Raw genomic sequence first — 16,852 nt, 5'->3', positions numbered from 1 at the left:
GCCAGCCGGAGCCGGCACCACGCGTATCAGGCGGGCGGCAGCGCGCCATCTCCGCTGGCGCCGAACACCTGTGCCTTGAGCTTGGCCAGCTGGTCGCGCACCTGCGCCGCCTGCTCGAATTCCAGGTTGCGGGCATGGTCAAGCATAAGCTTCTCCAGGCGCTTGATTTCCTTGGAGACCTGCTTCTCGCTCATGTCCTCGTAGCGGGCCTGCTCCTGCGCCGCCAGCAGCTCGGCCTTGGCATCGCTGACGCTGTAGACGCCGTCGATGATGTCCTTGATGCGCTTGACCACACCGCGCGGCGTGATGCCGTTGGCCTCGTTGAAGGCGATCTGCTTGGCGCGGCGGCGCTCGGTCTCGCCAATGGCCTTCTTCATCGACTCGGTCATGCGGTCCGCGTACAGGATGGCGGTACCGTTGACGTTGCGCGCGGCGCGGCCGATGGTCTGGATCAGCGAGCGCTCGGCGCGCAGGAAGCCTTCCTTGTCCGCATCGAGGATTGCCACCAGCGACACCTCGGGAATATCCAGGCCCTCGCGCAGCAGGTTGATGCCCACCAGCACGTCGAAGGTGCCCAGGCGCAGGTCGCGGATGATCTCCACGCGCTCGACGGTGTCGATGTCCGAGTGCAGGTAGCGCACCTTGACCCCGTTCTCGGACAGGAACTCAGTCAGCTGCTCGGCCATGCGCTTGGTCAGCGTGGTCACCAGCACGCGTTCGCCGGCCTCGACGCGGGCGTGGATCTCGGACACTAGGTCGTCCACCTGCGTGGTCGCCGGGCGCACCAGGATGATGGGATCGACCAGCCCGGTCGGACGCACCACCTGCTCCACCACCTGCCCGGCATTCTCCTGCTCGAACTGCGCCGGCGTGGCCGAGACAAACATCACCTGGCGCATCTTGCGCTCGAATTCGTCGAACTTCAGCGGCCGGTTGTCCAGCGCCGACGGGAGCCGGAAGCCGTACTCCACCAGCGTGGTCTTGCGCGCGCGGTCGCCGTTGTACATGCCGTTGAGCTGGCCGATCAGCACGTGCGACTCGTCCAGGAACATCAGCGCATCCGGCGGCAGGTAGTCGACCAGCGTCGGCGGCGGATCGCCGGGGCGTGCACCGGACAGGTGCCGCGAATAGTTCTCGATGCCCTTGCAGAAGCCCAGCTCGGACAGCATTTCCAGGTCGAAGCGGGTGCGCTGCTCCAGCCGCTGCGCCTCCACCAGCCGGTTTTCCTTGTGGAAGAACTCGAGGCGCTCGCGCAGCTCCGACTTGATCGCCTCGATCGCGCGCAGCACGGTCTCGCGTGGGGTCACATAGTGGCTCGACGGGTAGACCGTGAAGCGCGGGATCTTCTGGCGCACGCGGCCCGTGAGCGGGTCGAAGAAATGCAGCGACTCGACTTCGTCATCGAACATCTCCAGCCGCACCGCCATCTCGGCATGCTCGGCCGGGAAGATATCGATGGTGTCGCCACGCACGCGGAAGGTGCCGCGCTGGAAGTCGGTCTCGTTGCGGGTGTACTGCATCGCGATCAGGCGCGCGATCACGTCGCGCTGGCTGATCTTGTCGCCGGCCCGCAAGGTGAGAATCATCTGGTGGTATTCGGTCGGGTTGCCGATACCATAGATCGCCGAGACGGTTGCCACGATGATGGTGTCGCGGCGCTCCAGCAGGCTCTTGGTCGCAGACAGCCGCATCTGCTCGATATGCTCGTTGATCGACGAGTCCTTCTCGATAAACAGGTCGCGCTGCGGGACGTAGGCCTCGGGCTGGTAGTAGTCGTAGTAGCTGACGAAGTACTCGACGGCGTTGCGCGGGAAGAATTCACGGAATTCCGCATAGAGCTGCGCCGCCAGCGTCTTGTTCGGGGCAAACACGATGGCCGGCCGCCCCATGCGGGCAATCACGTTGGCCATGGTGAAGGTCTTGCCCGAGCCCGTGACGCCCAGCAGCGTCTGGAACGACAGGCCGTCGTCCACGCCCTCCACCAGCTGCCGGATGGCCTCCGGCTGGTCGCCGGCGGGCGGGAACGGCTGGTACAGCTGGAACGGGGAGCCGGGAAATGTGACGAATTTGTCTTCGTCCAGGGCCGGCGCGGCTTCGGCAAGGTTCGACATAAGGGGCGTGGTGGCTGGAGAGGTAGCGGTACGAGTAAGGAAAGAAATAACGAAAGAAGGCGCGGCGAGATTAGGGAAAAACCTCAGGAAAACGGGCGGATACGCTAGAATCTTGGGGTTGACAGCCCCCGCTTCAAGCCACTTCCCGCCGGAAGGGAACGGGGCCTGCCAGCCGCCAGCGCAGTCCGAAGCATTCTACGCCTTCCCGTTTTCATTCATTGCCGACCACGAGATTCCAAATGAGTTTGTTTTCTGCCGTCGAGATGGCCCCGCGCGACCCGATCCTGGGCCTCAACGAAGCCTTCAATGCCGATACCCGCCCGACCAAGGTCAACCTGGGCGTTGGCGTGTACTTCACCGACGAAGGGAAAATCCCCCTGCTGCGCGCCGTCCAGGAGGCAGAAAAGGCCCGTCTGACCACCGCCACCCCGCGTGGCTACCTGCCGATCGAAGGTATCGCCGCCTATGACCAGGCCGTGCAGACGCTGCTGTTCGGCAAGGAATCGCCGCTGATCACCGAAGGCCGCGTAGTGACGGCACAGGCACTCGGCGGCACCGGCGCGCTGAAGATCGGCGCCGACTTCCTGAAGCGCCTGTACCCGGACGCCAAGGTCGCCATCAGCGACCCGAGCTGGGAAAACCACCGCGCACTGTTCGAATCCGCCGGCTTCCCGGTGGTCAACTATGCCTACTACGACGCCCCCAGCCACGGCCTGAACTTTGCCGGCATGGTGGAATCGCTCAAGTCGTTCCCGGCCAACACCATCGTCGTGCTGCACGCCTGCTGCCACAACCCGACCGGCGTGGACCTGTCGCCCGAGCAGTGGAAGCAGGTGGTGGAACTGGTCAAGGAACGCAACCTGATCCCGTTCCTGGACATGGCCTACCAGGGCTTTGCCGACGGCATCGATCCGGACGGCGCCGCCGTGCGCCTGTTCGCGGACTCCGGCCTGCCCTTCTTCGTGTCGAGCTCGTTCTCGAAGAGCTTCTCGCTGTACGGCGAGCGCGTGGGCGCGCTGTCGATCGTCACCACCAGCAAGGAAGAAGCGCAGCGCGTGATGTCGCAGGTCAAGCGCGTGATCCGCACCAACTATTCCAATCCGCCGACGCACGGCGGCACCGTGGTCGCCAGCGTGCTGAACAGCCCGGAACTGCGCGCCATGTGGGAAGAAGAACTGGCCGAGATGCGCGACCGCATCAAGCTGATGCGCCATGCGCTGGTGGACAAGCTGGCCGCCAAGGGCGTGCCGGGCGACTTCTCCTTCGTCAAGGCGCAGCGCGGCATGTTCTCGTACTCGGGCCTGACCTCGGCCCAGGTGGATCGCCTGCGCAATGAGCACGGCATCTACGCCGTCGGCACCGGCCGCATCTGCGTGGCCGCGCTGAACAGCCGCAACATCGACGCCGTCGTCGATGCAATCGCAGCTGTGATGTAAAAGCCCTTTGAAATCGCCACACCGCAACAAGTGGCGACTGGCGCAAGCGTCACAAAGCAATGCACAAAAAGCGGCTTCGGCCGCTTTTTGCATTTGTTTGCAATTTTTCAGCCAAATGTCATCCAGAAATCAGCCTTTTACCTTATTGTTTTCCGCAGCAATGGATGTACTTTAAGGTATATGCTGCAGAGCAAGATCGTTAGCACGGTCGTTCGGTTAAGGGCATAATCGGCGCCACGATCCACGGTGTATTGTCAGTACATTAGTACCTGGTAGTACGTACCTCATAGCTAGACCCCAGGCAGAAAAGGCATGCTCTACCAATTGCATGAGTTCCAGCGTTCGATCCTGCACCCGCTGACCGCGTGGGCCCAGGCGACGGCCAAGACCTTCACCAACCCCCTCAGCCCGCTCTCGCTGGTTCCCGGCGCACCCCGCCTGGCTGCCGGCTATGAACTGCTGTACCGGCTCGGCAAGGAATACGAAAAACCGGCATTCGACATCAAGTCGGTGCGCTCCAACGGGCGCGACATCCCCATCGTCGAGCAGACCGTGCTCGAGAAGCCCTTCTGCAAGCTGGTGCGCTTCAAGCGCTATGCCGACGACCCGGATACCATCAAGCTGCTCAAGGATGAGCCGGTGGTGCTGGTGGCCGCGCCGCTGTCGGGCCACCATGCCACGCTGCTGCGCGACACGGTGCGCACGCTGCTGCAGGACCACAAGGTCTATGTGACCGACTGGATCGACGCACGCATGGTGCCGGTGGAGGATGGCACGTTCCGCCTGTCCGACTACATCTACTACATCCAGGAATTCATCCGCCACATCGGCGCCGAGAACCTGCATGTGATCTCGGTGTGCCAGCCCACGGTACCGGTGCTGGCCGCGATCTCGCTGATGGCCTCGGCCGGCGAGAAGACGCCGCGCACCATGACGATGATGGGCGGCCCGATCGACGCCCGCAAGAGCCCCACCGCGGTCAACTCGCTGGCGACCAACAAGTCGTTCGAGTGGTTCGAGAACAACGTCATCTACACCGTGCCGGCCAACTACCCCGGCCACGGGCGCCGCGTCTACCCGGGCTTTTTGCAGCATGCCGGTTTCGTGGCGATGAACCCGGACCGGCACCTTTCCTCGCACTATGACTTCTACCTGAGCCTGGTCGAGGGCGATGCGGACGACGCCGACGCCCACGTGCGCTTCTACGACGAATACAACGCGGTGCTCGACATGGCCGCCGAGTATTACCTCGACACCATCCGCGAGGTGTTCCAGGAGTTCCGCCTGGCCAACGGCACCTGGGCCATCGACGGCAATCCGGTGCGGCCGCAGGACATCAAGAGCACCGCGCTGATGACCGTCGAGGGCGAGTTGGACGACATCTCCGGCGCGGGCCAGACCGCTGCGGCGCACGACCTGTGCGCCGGCATCCCGAAAGCCCGCAAGCAGCATCTGAATGCGGAACACTGCGGCCACTACGGCATCTTCTCGGGCCGGCGCTGGCGCGAGGAGATCTACCCGCAGCTGCGCGACTTTATCCGCAAGTACCACCAGGCCTCGGCCACCAAGTAAAAAAACGCCCGCGATCGCGGGCGTTTCTTCTTGCGGGGCCGGGCCGGGAGGTTCAGTGCTTCTTCAGGTAGCTGAGCAGCATTTCCGAGTGCAGCTCGGCAAAGCGCTCATGCTCCTGCTGCGAGGCCACGTCGCGGCCGATCACGGCACTGATGGTGTAGCGGTTGGACAGCACGTAGTAGCCCAGCGCGGAAATCGTCAGGTAGAACTGCGGCACGTCGATATTGTCGCGGAACACGCCTTGTTCCTGCCCGCGCCGGATCACGTCGGCCAGCACATCCACCACCGGGTTGATCAGCTGCTGCAGCTGCGCCGACTTCTTCAGGTGCCGGGCCTCGTGCAGGTTCTCGCTGTTGACCAGGCGGATGAACTCCGGATGCTCGTAATACCAGTCCCAGACGAAGCGCGCCAGCGTGCGCACGCCCTGGACCGGGTCTTCGTCAACGAGGTGCAACTGCTCCTCGTCAGCGCGGAAATTGGCGTATTGCTTCTCGAGCACCGCCAGGAAGAGGCCTTCCTTGCTGCCGTAGTAGTAGTACAGCATGCGTTCGTTAGTCTCCGCACGCCGGGCAATCTGGTCGACGCGGGCGCCGGCCAGACCCCCCTTGGCGAATTCCTCGGTGGCCGCAGCGAGGATGCGTCGGCGCGTCCCTTCCGGGTCGCGTTTGGTCTTGGGCTCAGTTGACATGGGGTGGCTGGTCGATCGTTGCGCGGATTATGGCATAGGCCGGAATGCGGCAATCCGGCGGTGCGCGCATCATCGCCGTTTCTGCCCGCCGGCGAAATCGGGGATAATCCTTGCGGCGCGATGGCTCGCAGGGGTTCACAGAGATCCCGGTGCCGCAGGGTCGCTGGCCTATTGTCCGCCGCAGGGTTCGGCTGTTATGTCGCCAAACCCTCACAGTGCCCCGCAAATTTCGTGTCTTGACCGTTCTGATCCGGCCTTGGTCCCTGTTTTGTCCCCTGATTTTCTGCCCGTAGTCGTGAATCCCGCCGTCAAGTCCCTCGCCGACCGCATCGAAGCGCTGCTGCCCCAGACCCAGTGCACCAAATGCGGCTTCAACGGCTGCCGCCCCTACGCTGAAGCCATGGCCAACGGCGAAGCCGCCTGCAACCGCTGCCCGCCCGGCGGCGCGGAAGGCATCGTGCGCCTGGCCGCGGTGCTGGGCACCGAACCGCTGCCGCTGGACCCGGAACGCGGCAGCGAACAGCCGCGCGCGGTGGCCCGCATCGACGAGAGCCTTTGCATCGGCTGCACGCTTTGCATCCAGGCCTGCCCGGTCGATGCGATTGCCGGCGCCGCCAAGCAGATGCATACGGTGATCCCTGACTGGTGCACCGGCTGCGACCTGTGCGTGGCGCCCTGCCCGGTCGACTGCATCGACATGGTCCCGGTCACCGGCGAACGCACCGGCTGGGCCGCGTGGTCGCAGGCGCAGGCCGATGCCGCGCACGCGCGCTACCTGGCGCGCAATGCGCGGCTGGTGCGCGAGCGCGAGGAAAACGACGCGCGCCTGGCCGCCAAGGCCGCCGCCAAGCTGGCCGCGGTGCAGGCCGAAGCGCCGGAGAACGATGCCGAGCGCGCCGCGCAGGAACGCAAGCGCGCCATCATCCAGGCCGCGATCGAACGCGCCCGGCAGAAGCAGCAGGCCGCGCAACCGCGCAACACGGAAAATGTCTCGGCTGCGGTGCAGGCCCAGATCGACGCCGCCGAAGCACGGCGCGCGCGCGCAGGGCTTACCAGGCCTGGATCCGACCAGAACGCCAATACCGACCCAGAAGAAAAATGAACGCCGCCAAGTGCCGTGCCATCTTTGAGACGCTGCGCGAAACCAACCCTGCCCCGGCCACCGAACTGGAATACAGCTCGCCGTTCGAGCTGCTGATCGCCGTGCTGCTGTCGGCGCAGGCGACCGACGTCGGCGTCAACAAGGCCACGCGGCGGCTGTTCCCGGTGGCGCATACCCCGCGGCAGATGCTGGACCTGGGCGAAGCCGGCCTCAGCGAGTACATCAAAACCATCGGGCTGTACAAGACCAAGGCGAAGCACGTGATCGAAACCTGCCGCATCCTGGTCGAGCGCCACGGCGGCAAGGTCCCGCCCGAGCGCGAAGCGCTGGAGGCACTGCCGGGCGTGGGCCGCAAGACCGCCAACGTGGTGCTCAACACCGCGTTCGGCGAGCCCACCATCGCGGTGGACACGCACATCTTCCGGGTAGCGAACCGCACCGGGCTGGCGCCGGGCAAGACTGTGCAGATCGTCGAGCAAAAGCTACTCAAGTGCGTGCCGCATGAGTTCCTGCACGATGCCCACCACTGGCTGATCCTGCACGGCCGCTACGTCTGCAAGGCGCGCAAGCCCGAGTGCTGGCACTGCGTGATCGAGCCGCTATGCGAGTTCAGGGAAAAGACGCCGGCGCCGCAGTTGTGACCCGAGGCTAGTCCGGCTCGTGCGCCAACACCAAGGCCAGCTGTAGCGCCGTGCGCGCGACCACCTCCACATCGGGCGCGTAGCCGTGCGTGATCCAGCGCAGGGCGATGTGGACCACCCCGCCCGCCACCCCCGCCGTCAGCAACGGATCCAGCTTGCGTCCCGGCGGCAGCAGCGCTTGCGCCAGCAGCCCGCCGAATTCATCCAGCGACTCCGCCAACGCCCCGTCGACCAGCTTGCTGACGCCGCGGATTTCCACCAGGAACACCCGCGCTGAACGCGGCTCGCGCTGCAGCGCCCCGAAATAGGCGCGCAGCATGGCCAGCGCGCGTTGCTGGCCATCGCCTCCGCCCCCCTCGCCCGCCAGGGCGAGGGTGTGCAGCAAGCGGTGGGTCACTGTTTGAAACGATGCCAGCAGCAAGGCCTCGCTGTTGGCGAACGACTCATAGAAATACCGTTCGGTCAGGCCCGCGGCCTCGCACACGGCCTTGACGGTGGCGTTCTGGTAGCCGCGCTCGCCGTAGACCTGCACGGCCGCGGCAATCAGCTGCACACGGCGCTGGGCACGTCGTTCTTCGGCTTCGGCGCCGCGGTAGCGGCGCGCGGGGGTGAGCTCGGTCGTCATGTGCGCCATTATGACATTCCCTATTGTCAGATTACTTGCCGGATCGCTTCTGACAATCTATGTTGTCAGAAGTGCCACTCGTCCGGATCCGCCATGACCGCCCCAAGTTCCGATGACGCAGTCCTCGATGTCCTGATCGTAGGCGCCGGCCTGTCCGGCATTGGCGCCGCGCGCCAGCTGCAAATGCGCTCCCCCGGCAAGCGCTACGCCATCCTGGAGGCGCGCGAGGCCATGGGCGGTACCTGGGACCTGTTCCGCTACCCCGGCATCCGCTCGGATTCGGACATGTACACGCTGGGCTACCGCTTCAAGCCCTGGCGCGGCGCCAAGGCCATCGCCGACGGGCCGTCGATTCGCGCCTATATCCGCGAAACCGCCGAAGAGGCCGGCATCACGTCACATATCCGCTTTGGCCATCGGGTCGTCAGCGCGGCATGGGACAGCGCCGCAGCCTGCTGGACGGTCGAAGCCAAACGCACGGCGGACCACAGCCGGCTGCGCCTGCGCGCACGCTTGCTCTATGTGTGCGCGGGCTATTACAGCTATGCCGAGGGCCACCGGCCCGAATTTGCAGGCGAAGAACAATTCCGCGGCAGCATGGTGCATCCGCAGTTCTGGGACGAATCGCTCGACTACGCCGGCAAGCGCGTGGTGGTGATCGGCAGCGGCGCCACGGCGGTCACGCTGGTGCCGGCCATGGCGAAGAGCGCCGCGCACGTGACGATGCTGCAGCGCTCTCCCACCTATATCGTGACGCGCCCCGGCGAGGACGCCATCGCCCACAAGCTGCGCCGCATCCTGCCGGAGCGGCTGGCCTACGCCGCCACGCGCTGGAAGAACGTGCTGCTGGGCATGATGTTCTTCCAGCTGGCGCGGCGCCGGCCGGATCGCGTCAGGCAGCGCCTGATCGGCATGGCGGCAGCGCAACTGACGCCAGGCTATGACGTCGGCACCCACTTCACGCCCCGCTACAGGCCGTGGGACCAGCGCCTGTGCCTGGTGCCGGACGGCGACCTGTTCCGCGCGATCCGCGACGGGCACGCATCGGTGGTGACCGACACCATCGACCGGTTTACCGAAGACGGCATCGTGCTGGCCAGCGGCAAGACGCTGGCCGCGGATGTCGTGGTGGTGGCCACCGGCCTGAAGCTGAACATGCTGGGCGACATTGCGCTCACTGTAGACGGCCAGCCGCGCCGCCCCGCCGAATGCCTGGCCTACAAGGGGATGATGCTGAGCGATGTGCCCAACCTGGTGCTGGCCTTCGGGTACACCAATGCCTCGTGGACGCTCAAGGCCGACCTCACAGCCGAGTACGTCTGCCGCCTGCTGCGTCATATGGATCGCCACGCCCACCGCATTGCCGTGCCGCGCGCCCCCGCTGACGTTGAGCCGACCCCGTTCCTGGATTTCACCTCCGGCTACGTGCAGCGTGCCGCCACCGTGCTGCCCCGGCAAGGGCATCGCAAGCCATGGCGCGTGCACCAGAACTACCTGAAGGACCTGCTGACGATTCGGCACGGGCGCGTCGCAGACGGCGTGTTGCAGTTCGATGTCCCGCCTCCCTCTCCCCTGGCACACCGGGCGCACCGGGACAGCCAGGACACCACGAACAAAAACACGGTGCCGGCCGTTGCCGCCAGCGAGGTGCAATCATGACCATCGTCCTGACCGTCTTCGCGGTGCTGATCGGGCTGATCCTGGTGCTGGGCGCGTCGCTGTATCTGTACACGTGGCGCACCGCCCGGCGCATCGAAGCCGCTATGCCGCCGCCCGGCCGCTTTGTCGACGTGCCCGGCGCGCGGCTGCATGTGGTGGAGCGCGGCCAGGGCCCGGCGGTGCTGCTGGTGCATGGCTTGTCTGGCCAGCTTGAGAATTTTGGCTACGGCATGATCGGGCCGCTTGCCGAGCACTTCCGCGTGATCGCCGTCGACCGCCCCGGCGCGGGCCACTCCACACGCACGCCGGGCAGCGCCGCGGACCTGCCGGCACAGGCCGCGGCGCTCGCCGCGCTGTGCGACAAGCTTGGCCTGGAGCGTCCGCTGGTGGTGGGCCATTCGCTGGGCGGTGCCATTGCGCTGGCGCTGGCCATCCACCACCCCGAACGCGTGGGCGGGCTGGCACTGATCGCGCCGCTCACGCACCCGCCCAAGGCGATCTCGCCGGTGTTCCAGGCCATGGCCGTGCACAGCGCGTGGCTGCGCCGGCTGATGGCATGGACGCTGGTGGTGCCGATGTCGATACGGCGCCGCGAAGCCGTGATGGACATCGTATTCGGCCCGGACCCGGTGCCGGACGACTTCCCGACGCGCGGAGGCGGCCTGCTGGCGCTGCGGCCCTGCCACTTCCTGGCCGCGTCCGAAGACCTGATCGGTGCCGCGCATAGCCTGCCGGCGCTGCTGCACCGCTATGGCACGCTGCGCGTGCCGGTCAGTGTCCTCTACGGCCGCGAAGACCGCATCCTGGACTTTGCCGAGCATGGCGAAGCGCTTGTCGCCAAGGTCCCCGGCGCCACGCTGACATTGGTCAGCGGCGGGCATATGCTGCCGGTGACCGCCGTCGATACCAGCGTCGATTTCGTCCGCGACACCGCCGCCCGGCTGCATGTACCCGCGCCGGCCCAGGCGCAAGTCGCCTGATCCACGGAGCCCCGCCCATGGCCACCACCACCGGTTCCAACCCCTACAAGCAGGATGTCTTCACCGCGTTCCAGGCCGTTCGCAAGCTGATGGCGAATGGCAACGACACGGAGCAGGTGTTCCGCATCATGCGCGCACTCAACGGGCCGTCCATGCCCCGCAACTTCAGCCGCCTGCTGAGCACACCGGACGGGCGGCGCATGGTCTACCAGCGCGTCGAGCTGGCGGAGCGCCTGTCCGATCCCGCCTACGTGGCCAGGTTCGCACCGGGCACGGTGGGCGCGGCCTATCGCGCCTTCCTGGAACAGACCGGCTACAGCGCTGACGGGCTGGCCAAGGTCTCGAACCTGGACCAGGAGCCCGTGGTCGAGGACGCCTACATGTGGTTCGGCCGGCGTACCCGCGACATCCACGACATCTGGCATGTGCTTACCGGCTACCGGGCCGATGAGAGCCTTGGCGAAGCCGCACTGGTGGCATTCAGCTATGCCCAGACCGGCGGCAAGGGCTGGGCCTTCATCGCCATCGCGGCGTCGCTGAAGAGCCTGCGCGTGAGCGGCAGCCTGGCCTTTGCGCGGGCCGTGCTGGAGGGCTACCGGCTGGGCCGCCGCGCCCAATGGCTGTTGGGCGAGGACTACGAGAGGCTGCTGCATGAACCCATCGACGCGGCCCGCGCGCGGCTTGGCATTGCCGAACCCCAGCGCTACCTGGCCTGCAATCCCGTGCAGGAGTGGACGGCCTGAAGCCGCCGCCGCGCGCCAGACAAAAAAAAGCGACCACGGCGGGTCGCTTTTTTGTCTGGCACCGTTGGTGCGCAGCGCGTTCAGACGATGCGGCAGGCTTCGTCGAACGACAGGCGCGGGCCGCGCGGGAACAGCTTGTCGGCCTCACCGTAGCCCAGGTTGCACAGGAAGTTGACCTGCCACTTGCCGTCAGGGAAGAAGGCCGCGTTGACCTTGTCGGCATCGAAGCCGCCCATCGGGCCGCAGTCCAGGCCCAGCGCGCGCGCCGCCAGGATGAAGTAGCCGCCTTGCAGCGAGCTGTTCATCAGCGCGTCGCGGGCGATCTTCTCGGCGTTGCCGGCGTACCAGGAACGGGCGTCGGCATGCGGAAACAGCTTGGGCAGCTGGTCGTGGAAGGCGGTGTCGAAGGCGATGATGGCCGTCACCGGCGCCGAACGGGTCTTGTCGACGTTGCCGGCCGACACGCAGTCCACCAGGCGCGCCTTCTCGGCAGCGCTCTTGACAAACACGATGCGCGCCGGGCTGCTGTTGGCAGCGGTCGGGCCGAACTTCATCGCTTCATAGATCTGGTGCAGCACGGCGTCGTCCACGTGGCGGTCCTGCCACACGTTGTGCGTGCGGGCTTCGGTGAACAGCTGCGCCAGCGCGGCGTTGTCGATCTGGGACATGCGCTTCTTTCCTGTACGAGATTTAAGAGAAGGCGCGATTGTACCCAACGCCTTGTGCGCCCCACGACAGCGCCTTTGAGCAACCCGTTCAATTCCCTTGCATATCGGCGCGGGCCGGCGCCGGCGCACTGCCCCGGCGGGTCAGCCACAGCACGCCGGCCAGGATCAGCCCGCCGCCCACGGCCTGCGCCGCGCCGATATGCTCGCCCAGCAGCAGCGCCGCCAGCAGCACCGTGACCACCGGCTCCAGCGTCGACAGCATCGACGCCTGCGCCGCGCCCAGCCGCTGCAGGCCGGCGAAGAAGGTCAGGATCGCCAGCACCGTCGACAACAGCGCGATGGCTGCCAGCGCCAGCCAGCCGCCGGCAGTGGCCGGGAACTGCGGCGGCGCGCCCGCCCCCATCCGCAGCAGGCCGACGGCGCCGTAGACCAGCGCCGCCGCGGTGCAGATCACCGTGGTGGTGGCGATCGGGTTGACGCCGGCAGTCACGCGCGCGCCGACGATGATATAGACCGAATAGATCACCGCCGCCGCCAGCCCCAGCGCGATCCCCAGCGGTGAGCCCTCGCCGCCGCCGACGGTCAGGCCGGCGCCCACCGAACACAACACCAGCGCGATCACCGCGGCAGTGGTCAGCCGCTCCTTCAGGAAGACCGCCGCCAGGATCGTCACGAACAGCGGATACAGGTACAGCAACAGCGCCACCAGGCTGGCCTGCGCATGGTTGAGCGCGCTGAAGAAGCAGAACGACTGGCCGACATAGCCGATGCCGCCCATCGCCGCCAGCGCCAGCACGCGGCGCCACGGCGGCAAGGCGATGCCGCGCGTGCGCATCACCCAGGCCAATGCCGCGGCGGCCAGCATGAAGCGCACCAGCAGCAGCCCGTAGACATCCGCGCCGGCCGCGTAGGCAAAGCGCGCGAAGATCGCCATGGCGCCAAAGGCGCTGGCCGACAGCGCGATCAGCAGCACGCCGGCCAGCTTGTCGCGGGCGTGGTCCGGGGCGGTTTGGGCGGAAGCGGTCATCGAGCGGGCGGAAAGTCGGCGATCCCGCATTCTACTTGGCGCCGCTTGCAACAAGCGGCGCCGCCAGCGCGGGCCGCGGCCCTCGTTTACAATGTCGCCACCATGTTTAATCCCTCCCGAGAAGAAGTCCGCCGGTTCTTCTGCGATGCCTGGCAGAAGCAGCTCACAGGCGGCGTGCTGACCCCGCTGGAAGCCATCGCAATCGACTGGATCGGCGAGCACCCCGAGTACCACGGCCTGCTGCGCGACAGTGAAGGTGCGCTGTCGCAGGACTACACTCCCGAGCAAGGCCAGACCAACCCCTTCCTGCACCTGTCGATGCACCTGTCGATCTCCGAGCAGGTCTCGGTCGACCAGCCGCGCGGCATTCGCCAGGCCTATGAGGCGCTGGCGCGCCGGCTGGATTCCCCGCACGAAGCCCAGCACCAGGTGATGGAATGCCTGGGCGAAATGCTGTGGCAGGCACAACGCACCGGCCAGCCGCCCGACGGCGACCACTACGTCGATTGCGTGAAGCGCCGCGCCAACCGCTAAGTCCGGTACGCGAGACGCATCAAGTGCTGCGTACAATTCGTCACAACCCTCCGATGGGTGCGTGGTAGGCTTTGGGGTCCGCATTTCCCTAGCCGCGTTGCCGTCATATGGCGGCGCGGTGCCCGCAAACCATGCCCCGTATTGCCCTCCCCCGCCGGCGCCGGCTCGCGCCCGCCGGCCGCGCCGTTGCCCCGCTCTGCCTGTCGCTGATGCTGGCCTGGCCGCTGGCCGGCCACGCCGGGGTGGCGCTGCTGCAGCCGCCGCGCGTGATCGACGGCAACCAGCCGCTGACGCTGACGCTGGTGGTCAGCGCCGACGACGCCACGCGCCGCTACCGGATTCCCGACACGCTCGAAGTGACCGCCTCGGGCGACCTGCAGGCGCCGGTGCGGCTGGTGCTGTGGCGCGAAGTCTCGGGCCCGGCCGTGGTCAACCTGCGCCGCGGTGAGCACCGCGCGATCCGCTACACGGTGGCGCTGCCCCCGGCCCTGCGCGGCCAGGTGCGGCTGGATGCCACCGGCATCGACGCCGCTCCGGTACTGGTGACGCTGAACCGCCTGCCGCAGCCCGGCGAACCCGCCACCGCCGCTCCACCGGTCGCCGGCAAGGCACCGGCAGCGAACGGCACCGAGCCGGCCACCGACGCCACAGAGCCGGCGACCGCTACCGCAGCCGTGCCGGTCTCCCCGGTCACCACGGCGGGCGCCGCCGCACCCGCGCCGGCCGACCTGCGCGACAGCGCCCGGCTGTCGTTCCATGACCCGATGTATTTCATGGTCGGCGCGCATGACGGCGCCAACGCCAAGTTCCAGCTGAGTTTCAAGTACCGCCTGTTTCAGGGCGAGGACCCGGCGTCGAAGCGCCTGTTCGACAACCTGTACGTGGGCTACACGCAGTTTTCGCTGTGGGACCTGTCCGAGCAGTCCAAGCCGTTCCGCGACACCAACTACCGGCCCAGCCTGTTCTATTACCTGTCGGATACCGGCGTGCGCAACAACGTCATCAGCCGGCTGTCGCTGGCGGCCGGCCTGGAGCATGAATCCAATGGCCGCAGCGGCGACGAATCGCGCAGCATCAATACGGTCTTCGTCAAGCCGACCTTCTACTTCGGCGACCAGAACGACTGGCACTGGCGCGTCGCGCCCAAGCTCTATGCCTATGTGGAAAAGGGCGACAACCCCGACATCGCCCACTACCGCGGCTTCATGGACCTGGGCATTGCCTACGGGCGCCCGGACTCATGGGAGTTCTCCGCCACGCTGCGCAAGGGCACGCGCAAGTGGTACGGCAGCGTCGACGCCCAGCTGACCTACCCGATGGCGCGGCTGATCCCCGGCACCGCGGGCTACCTGATGGCGGGCTACTTCGTCGGCTATGGCGAGAGCCTGCTGGACTACAACCACAAGCTGCCGTGGCAGTTCCGCATCGGCTACGCGCTGTCCCGCTGAACCCGCTGAACGGCCAGACCGCTCAGCCGGCCAGCGGCTTGCCGCTGGCCTTGAGCCGCGCATTGGCCACCGCGGCGGCAAACTGGCCGTGGCCATGCCAGCCAGTGGCGCAGCCCAGTTTCTTGCCGTTCTGAAAGAACATGAACACCGGGATGCCATGCAGGCCAAAGCGCCGGCCCAGCCCGGGATGCGCGTAGACGTTGGCATGCAGCCAGTGCAGCGCCAGCGCGCGGACCGGTTCGGGGTTGGCCAGCATGGCCTTCTTGGCCATCTCGCAGTTGAAGCAGTCCACCCCCCAGAAGAACACGCACACCAGCGCGTCGCCGGCCCCGGCTATGGCGGCGTCGATGATGCCGTCATCGACCTCGCGCATGCCGAACGCCTCGAAGGCGCGGTGGTCGAGGTGGGGGGCCGGGGACGACTGCGCCGAGCCGGCGCCTGGTTCAGTGGTCATGCTCGCTCCAGAATGACAAACGCCCGGGCCAGCCGGCACCGGGCGTCAGGTCGCAATCCAGGATGGCACGCCGCCGTCCCGGGCCGGCTTACTTCGGTGCCGCCACCGTCACCAGCGCCGGCCGCAGCACGCGCTCGGCAATGGTGTAGCCGCGCTGGAGCACGGTCACCACGGTATTGGGTTCCTGGTCCGCCGGCACCATCGAGATGGCCTGGTGGCGGTGCGGGTCGAATTTCTCGCCCACCGGGTTGAGTTCAACGATCTTGCCGCGCTCAAAGGCGGCCGCCAGCTGGCGCGCGGTCAGTTCGACGCCTTCGCGCAGCTTGGCGATATCGCCCGAGCCGTCGGCCAGCGCGGCCTGCAGGCTGTCCATCACCGGCAGCAGGTTGTCGGCGAAGTTCTCGATGGCGAACTTGTGCGCCTTGGCGACATCGTCCTGCGCCCGGCGGCGGATGTTCTCGCCTTCGGCAACGGCGCGCATATACAGGTCGTAATGCTCGCGCGCCTTGGCTTCCAGGGCGGCCAGCTGGGCCGCCACGTCATCCACGGCAGCGGTTTCCGGCGCACCGGTTTCCTGGCTGGCGTTGGCCGCCTCTTCGCCCGCGGGCGTAGGCGTCTGGGTGGTTGGCGTCTGCTTCTGTTCTTCCATGTCGATCCGTATCAATGCATTGTCGCGGCCCGCCGTGGGCCTGGCCGCGGGTGGTAAATCGGCGCGTGTTCCGTGCAGGTGGTGGCAAGGCGCAGGTTTTCAAGAGTGGCGCTGGCGTGACGCGGAAACACACGGTTACAAAGGCCACCCATATGCAATCGACGCCTTATTGCTTTGCTGCATCGCACTCACTAAGATTCTCAGTAAGAAAAATGACAAAAATGTCGGGGGTCCTGGAGATGGTTCAACTTTGTGCCTCTTCCGAAAGGTTGGCCATGCATAAGCTGCCAGTCGTGACGCTCTGCCTTGTGGCCGCCTTGGCGGTCATGACCGTCTTTATCTGCCTTTCCGGCGCATTCACCTCGCGCGATACGGAGTATGGCAGCGGCAAGGCGGTGTTCAAGCACTACATCGTCCCTATCGTCAGTCAGGAAGTCACGCAGGAATAAGCGCCACCTGACCCTGTGCCCACTGCGCGGCGGCACCGGAGCTTCCCGGTGCCGCCGCGTTGTCAT

17 protein-coding genes are annotated in these 16,852 nt (G+C 66.6%); 10 read left to right on the top strand and 7 right to left on the bottom strand.

Annotated elements, in window-relative coordinates; genetic code table 11:
- Positions 1-26: 26 nt before the first annotated feature.
- Positions 27-2,111 carry an excinuclease ABC subunit UvrB gene (gene uvrB / locus KB879_RS05730; protein ID WP_013956110.1) on the bottom strand — a complete coding sequence of 695 codons (2,085 nt, stop codon included), beginning with the start codon at positions 2,109-2,111 and terminating at the stop codon, positions 27-29.
- A 239-nt stretch (positions 2,112-2,350) separates the two neighbouring features.
- On the opposite strand from uvrB, the gene KB879_RS05725 reads away from it, so the two are divergent.
- On the top strand, positions 2,351-3,547 hold the full coding sequence (locus KB879_RS05725; protein ID WP_114134620.1) for an amino acid aminotransferase: 1,197 nt from the start codon (positions 2,351-2,353) through the stop codon (positions 3,545-3,547).
- 312 nt (positions 3,548-3,859) lie between these two features.
- Positions 3,860-5,119 carry a polyhydroxyalkanoate depolymerase gene (locus KB879_RS05720; protein WP_153955630.1) on the top strand — a complete coding sequence of 420 codons (1,260 nt, stop codon included), beginning with the start codon at positions 3,860-3,862 and terminating at the stop codon, positions 5,117-5,119.
- Positions 5,120-5,171: 52 nt separating this feature from the next.
- Here KB879_RS05720 and KB879_RS05715 read toward each other — a convergent pair whose 3' ends face one another.
- Positions 5,172-5,807, bottom strand: a complete 636-nt coding sequence (locus tag KB879_RS05715) for a TetR/AcrR family transcriptional regulator (RefSeq protein WP_013956107.1) — start codon at positions 5,805-5,807, stop codon at positions 5,172-5,174.
- 295 nt (positions 5,808-6,102) lie between these two features.
- On the opposite strand from KB879_RS05715, the gene rsxB reads away from it, so the two are divergent.
- Together rsxB and nth are read left to right on the top strand one after the other, a co-directional pair.
- The gene (gene rsxB, locus KB879_RS05710; RefSeq protein WP_211982129.1) at positions 6,103-6,909 is read left to right on the top strand and encodes an electron transport complex subunit RsxB; all 807 of its coding nucleotides are present in this window, start codon (positions 6,103-6,105) and stop codon (positions 6,907-6,909) included.
- Positions 6,906-7,550 carry an endonuclease III gene (nth, locus tag KB879_RS05705; protein ID WP_011614905.1) on the top strand — a complete coding sequence of 215 codons (645 nt, stop codon included), beginning with the start codon at positions 6,906-6,908 and terminating at the stop codon, positions 7,548-7,550. The genes rsxB and nth overlap by 4 nt, the downstream gene beginning before the upstream one ends.
- 7 nt (positions 7,551-7,557) lie before the next feature.
- Here nth and KB879_RS05700 read toward each other — a convergent pair whose 3' ends face one another.
- Positions 7,558-8,184, bottom strand: a complete 627-nt coding sequence (locus KB879_RS05700) for a TetR/AcrR family transcriptional regulator (protein ID WP_153955629.1) — start codon at positions 8,182-8,184, stop codon at positions 7,558-7,560.
- Positions 8,185-8,268: 84 nt separating this feature from the next.
- Here KB879_RS05700 and KB879_RS05695 point away from each other — a divergent pair, with 84 nt between their 5' ends.
- Genes KB879_RS05695 through KB879_RS05685 form a run of 3 tightly spaced genes read left to right on the top strand, consistent with a single transcriptional unit; the run spans position 8,269 to position 11,557 of the window.
- Positions 8,269-9,834 (top strand): NAD(P)/FAD-dependent oxidoreductase, encoded by a 1,566-nt coding sequence (locus KB879_RS05695; protein ID WP_211980879.1) that lies wholly within the window; start codon positions 8,269-8,271, stop codon positions 9,832-9,834.
- Positions 9,831-10,814, top strand: coding sequence for an alpha/beta fold hydrolase (locus KB879_RS05690; RefSeq protein ID WP_153955627.1), 984 nt, complete (start codon positions 9,831-9,833; stop codon positions 10,812-10,814). The genes KB879_RS05695 and KB879_RS05690 overlap by 4 nt, the downstream gene beginning before the upstream one ends.
- A gap of 17 nt (positions 10,815-10,831) precedes the next feature.
- A complete protein-coding gene (locus KB879_RS05685; protein WP_153955626.1) occupies positions 10,832-11,557 on the top strand; it encodes a Coq4 family protein in 726 nt (241 codons plus the stop codon).
- Between the two features lie 80 nt (positions 11,558-11,637).
- On the opposite strand, the gene KB879_RS05680 is transcribed toward KB879_RS05685, so the two are convergent.
- Positions 11,638-12,225 carry a malonic semialdehyde reductase gene (locus KB879_RS05680; RefSeq protein WP_013956100.1) on the bottom strand — a complete coding sequence of 196 codons (588 nt, stop codon included), beginning with the start codon at positions 12,223-12,225 and terminating at the stop codon, positions 11,638-11,640.
- 88 nt (positions 12,226-12,313) lie between these two features.
- A complete protein-coding gene (locus KB879_RS05675) occupies positions 12,314-13,252 on the bottom strand; it encodes a DMT family transporter (protein ID WP_153955625.1) in 939 nt (312 codons plus the stop codon).
- A gap of 102 nt (positions 13,253-13,354) precedes the next feature.
- On the opposite strand from KB879_RS05675, the gene KB879_RS05670 reads away from it, so the two are divergent.
- Both KB879_RS05670 and KB879_RS05665 read left to right on the top strand, forming a co-directional pair.
- Positions 13,355-13,786 (top strand): DUF1841 family protein, encoded by a 432-nt coding sequence (locus tag KB879_RS05670; RefSeq protein WP_013956098.1) that lies wholly within the window; start codon positions 13,355-13,357, stop codon positions 13,784-13,786.
- A 131-nt stretch (positions 13,787-13,917) separates the two neighbouring features.
- Positions 13,918-15,234: a phospholipase A gene (locus KB879_RS05665; protein WP_211980878.1), complete on the top strand. Its 1,317-nt coding sequence runs from the start codon at positions 13,918-13,920 to the stop codon at positions 15,232-15,234.
- Between the two features lie 22 nt (positions 15,235-15,256).
- Here KB879_RS05665 and KB879_RS05660 read toward each other — a convergent pair whose 3' ends face one another.
- Together KB879_RS05660 and grpE are read right to left on the bottom strand one after the other, a co-directional pair.
- On the bottom strand, positions 15,257-15,688 hold the full coding sequence (locus KB879_RS05660) for a thioredoxin family protein (protein ID WP_211980877.1): 432 nt from the start codon (positions 15,686-15,688) through the stop codon (positions 15,257-15,259).
- 88 nt (positions 15,689-15,776) lie between these two features.
- Positions 15,777-16,337, bottom strand: a complete 561-nt coding sequence (gene grpE / locus KB879_RS05655; protein ID WP_013956095.1) for a nucleotide exchange factor GrpE — start codon at positions 16,335-16,337, stop codon at positions 15,777-15,779.
- Between the two features lie 275 nt (positions 16,338-16,612).
- On the opposite strand from grpE, the gene KB879_RS05650 reads away from it, so the two are divergent.
- Entirely contained in the window at positions 16,613-16,786 is a 174-nt protein-coding gene (locus KB879_RS05650; protein ID WP_013956094.1) for a hypothetical protein, read from the top strand.
- Positions 16,787-16,852 lie beyond the last annotated feature (66 nt).

Origin of the sequence: Cupriavidus sp. KK10 (assembly GCF_018223725.1) — a bacterium.
GTDB lineage: Bacteria > Pseudomonadota > Gammaproteobacteria > Burkholderiales > Burkholderiaceae > Cupriavidus > Cupriavidus necator.
Note: the sequence above shows the minus strand (reverse complement) of the source record. Positions and strands in the feature narration are given on the sequence as shown.

Bases quoted from the DNA above. Each gene is read 5' to 3' on its own strand.
- uvrB (WP_013956110.1), bottom strand. From the start codon at position 2,111: ATGTCGAACCTTGCCGAAGCCGCGCCGGCCCTGGACGAAGACAAATTC.
- KB879_RS05725 (WP_114134620.1), top strand. From the start codon at position 2,351: ATGAGTTTGTTTTCTGCCGTCGAGATGGCCCCGCGCGACCCGATCCTG.
- KB879_RS05720 (WP_153955630.1), top strand. From the start codon at position 3,860: ATGCTCTACCAATTGCATGAGTTCCAGCGTTCGATCCTGCACCCGCTG.
- KB879_RS05715 (WP_013956107.1), bottom strand. From the start codon at position 5,807: ATGTCAACTGAGCCCAAGACCAAACGCGACCCGGAAGGGACGCGCCGA.
- nth (WP_011614905.1), top strand. From the start codon at position 6,906: ATGAACGCCGCCAAGTGCCGTGCCATCTTTGAGACGCTGCGCGAAACC.
- KB879_RS05700 (WP_153955629.1), bottom strand. From the start codon at position 8,184: ATGGCGCACATGACGACCGAGCTCACCCCCGCGCGCCGCTACCGCGGC.
- KB879_RS05695 (WP_211980879.1), top strand. From the start codon at position 8,269: ATGACCGCCCCAAGTTCCGATGACGCAGTCCTCGATGTCCTGATCGTA.
- KB879_RS05690 (WP_153955627.1), top strand. From the start codon at position 9,831: ATGACCATCGTCCTGACCGTCTTCGCGGTGCTGATCGGGCTGATCCTG.
- KB879_RS05685 (WP_153955626.1), top strand. From the start codon at position 10,832: ATGGCCACCACCACCGGTTCCAACCCCTACAAGCAGGATGTCTTCACC.
- KB879_RS05680 (WP_013956100.1), bottom strand. From the start codon at position 12,225: ATGTCCCAGATCGACAACGCCGCGCTGGCGCAGCTGTTCACCGAAGCC.
- KB879_RS05675 (WP_153955625.1), bottom strand. From the start codon at position 13,252: ATGACCGCTTCCGCCCAAACCGCCCCGGACCACGCCCGCGACAAGCTG.
- KB879_RS05670 (WP_013956098.1), top strand. From the start codon at position 13,355: ATGTTTAATCCCTCCCGAGAAGAAGTCCGCCGGTTCTTCTGCGATGCC.
- KB879_RS05665 (WP_211980878.1), top strand. From the start codon at position 13,918: ATGCCCCGTATTGCCCTCCCCCGCCGGCGCCGGCTCGCGCCCGCCGGC.
- KB879_RS05660 (WP_211980877.1), bottom strand. From the start codon at position 15,688: ATGACCACTGAACCAGGCGCCGGCTCGGCGCAGTCGTCCCCGGCCCCC.
- grpE (WP_013956095.1), bottom strand. From the start codon at position 16,337: ATGGAAGAACAGAAGCAGACGCCAACCACCCAGACGCCTACGCCCGCG.
- KB879_RS05650 (WP_013956094.1), top strand. From the start codon at position 16,613: ATGCATAAGCTGCCAGTCGTGACGCTCTGCCTTGTGGCCGCCTTGGCG.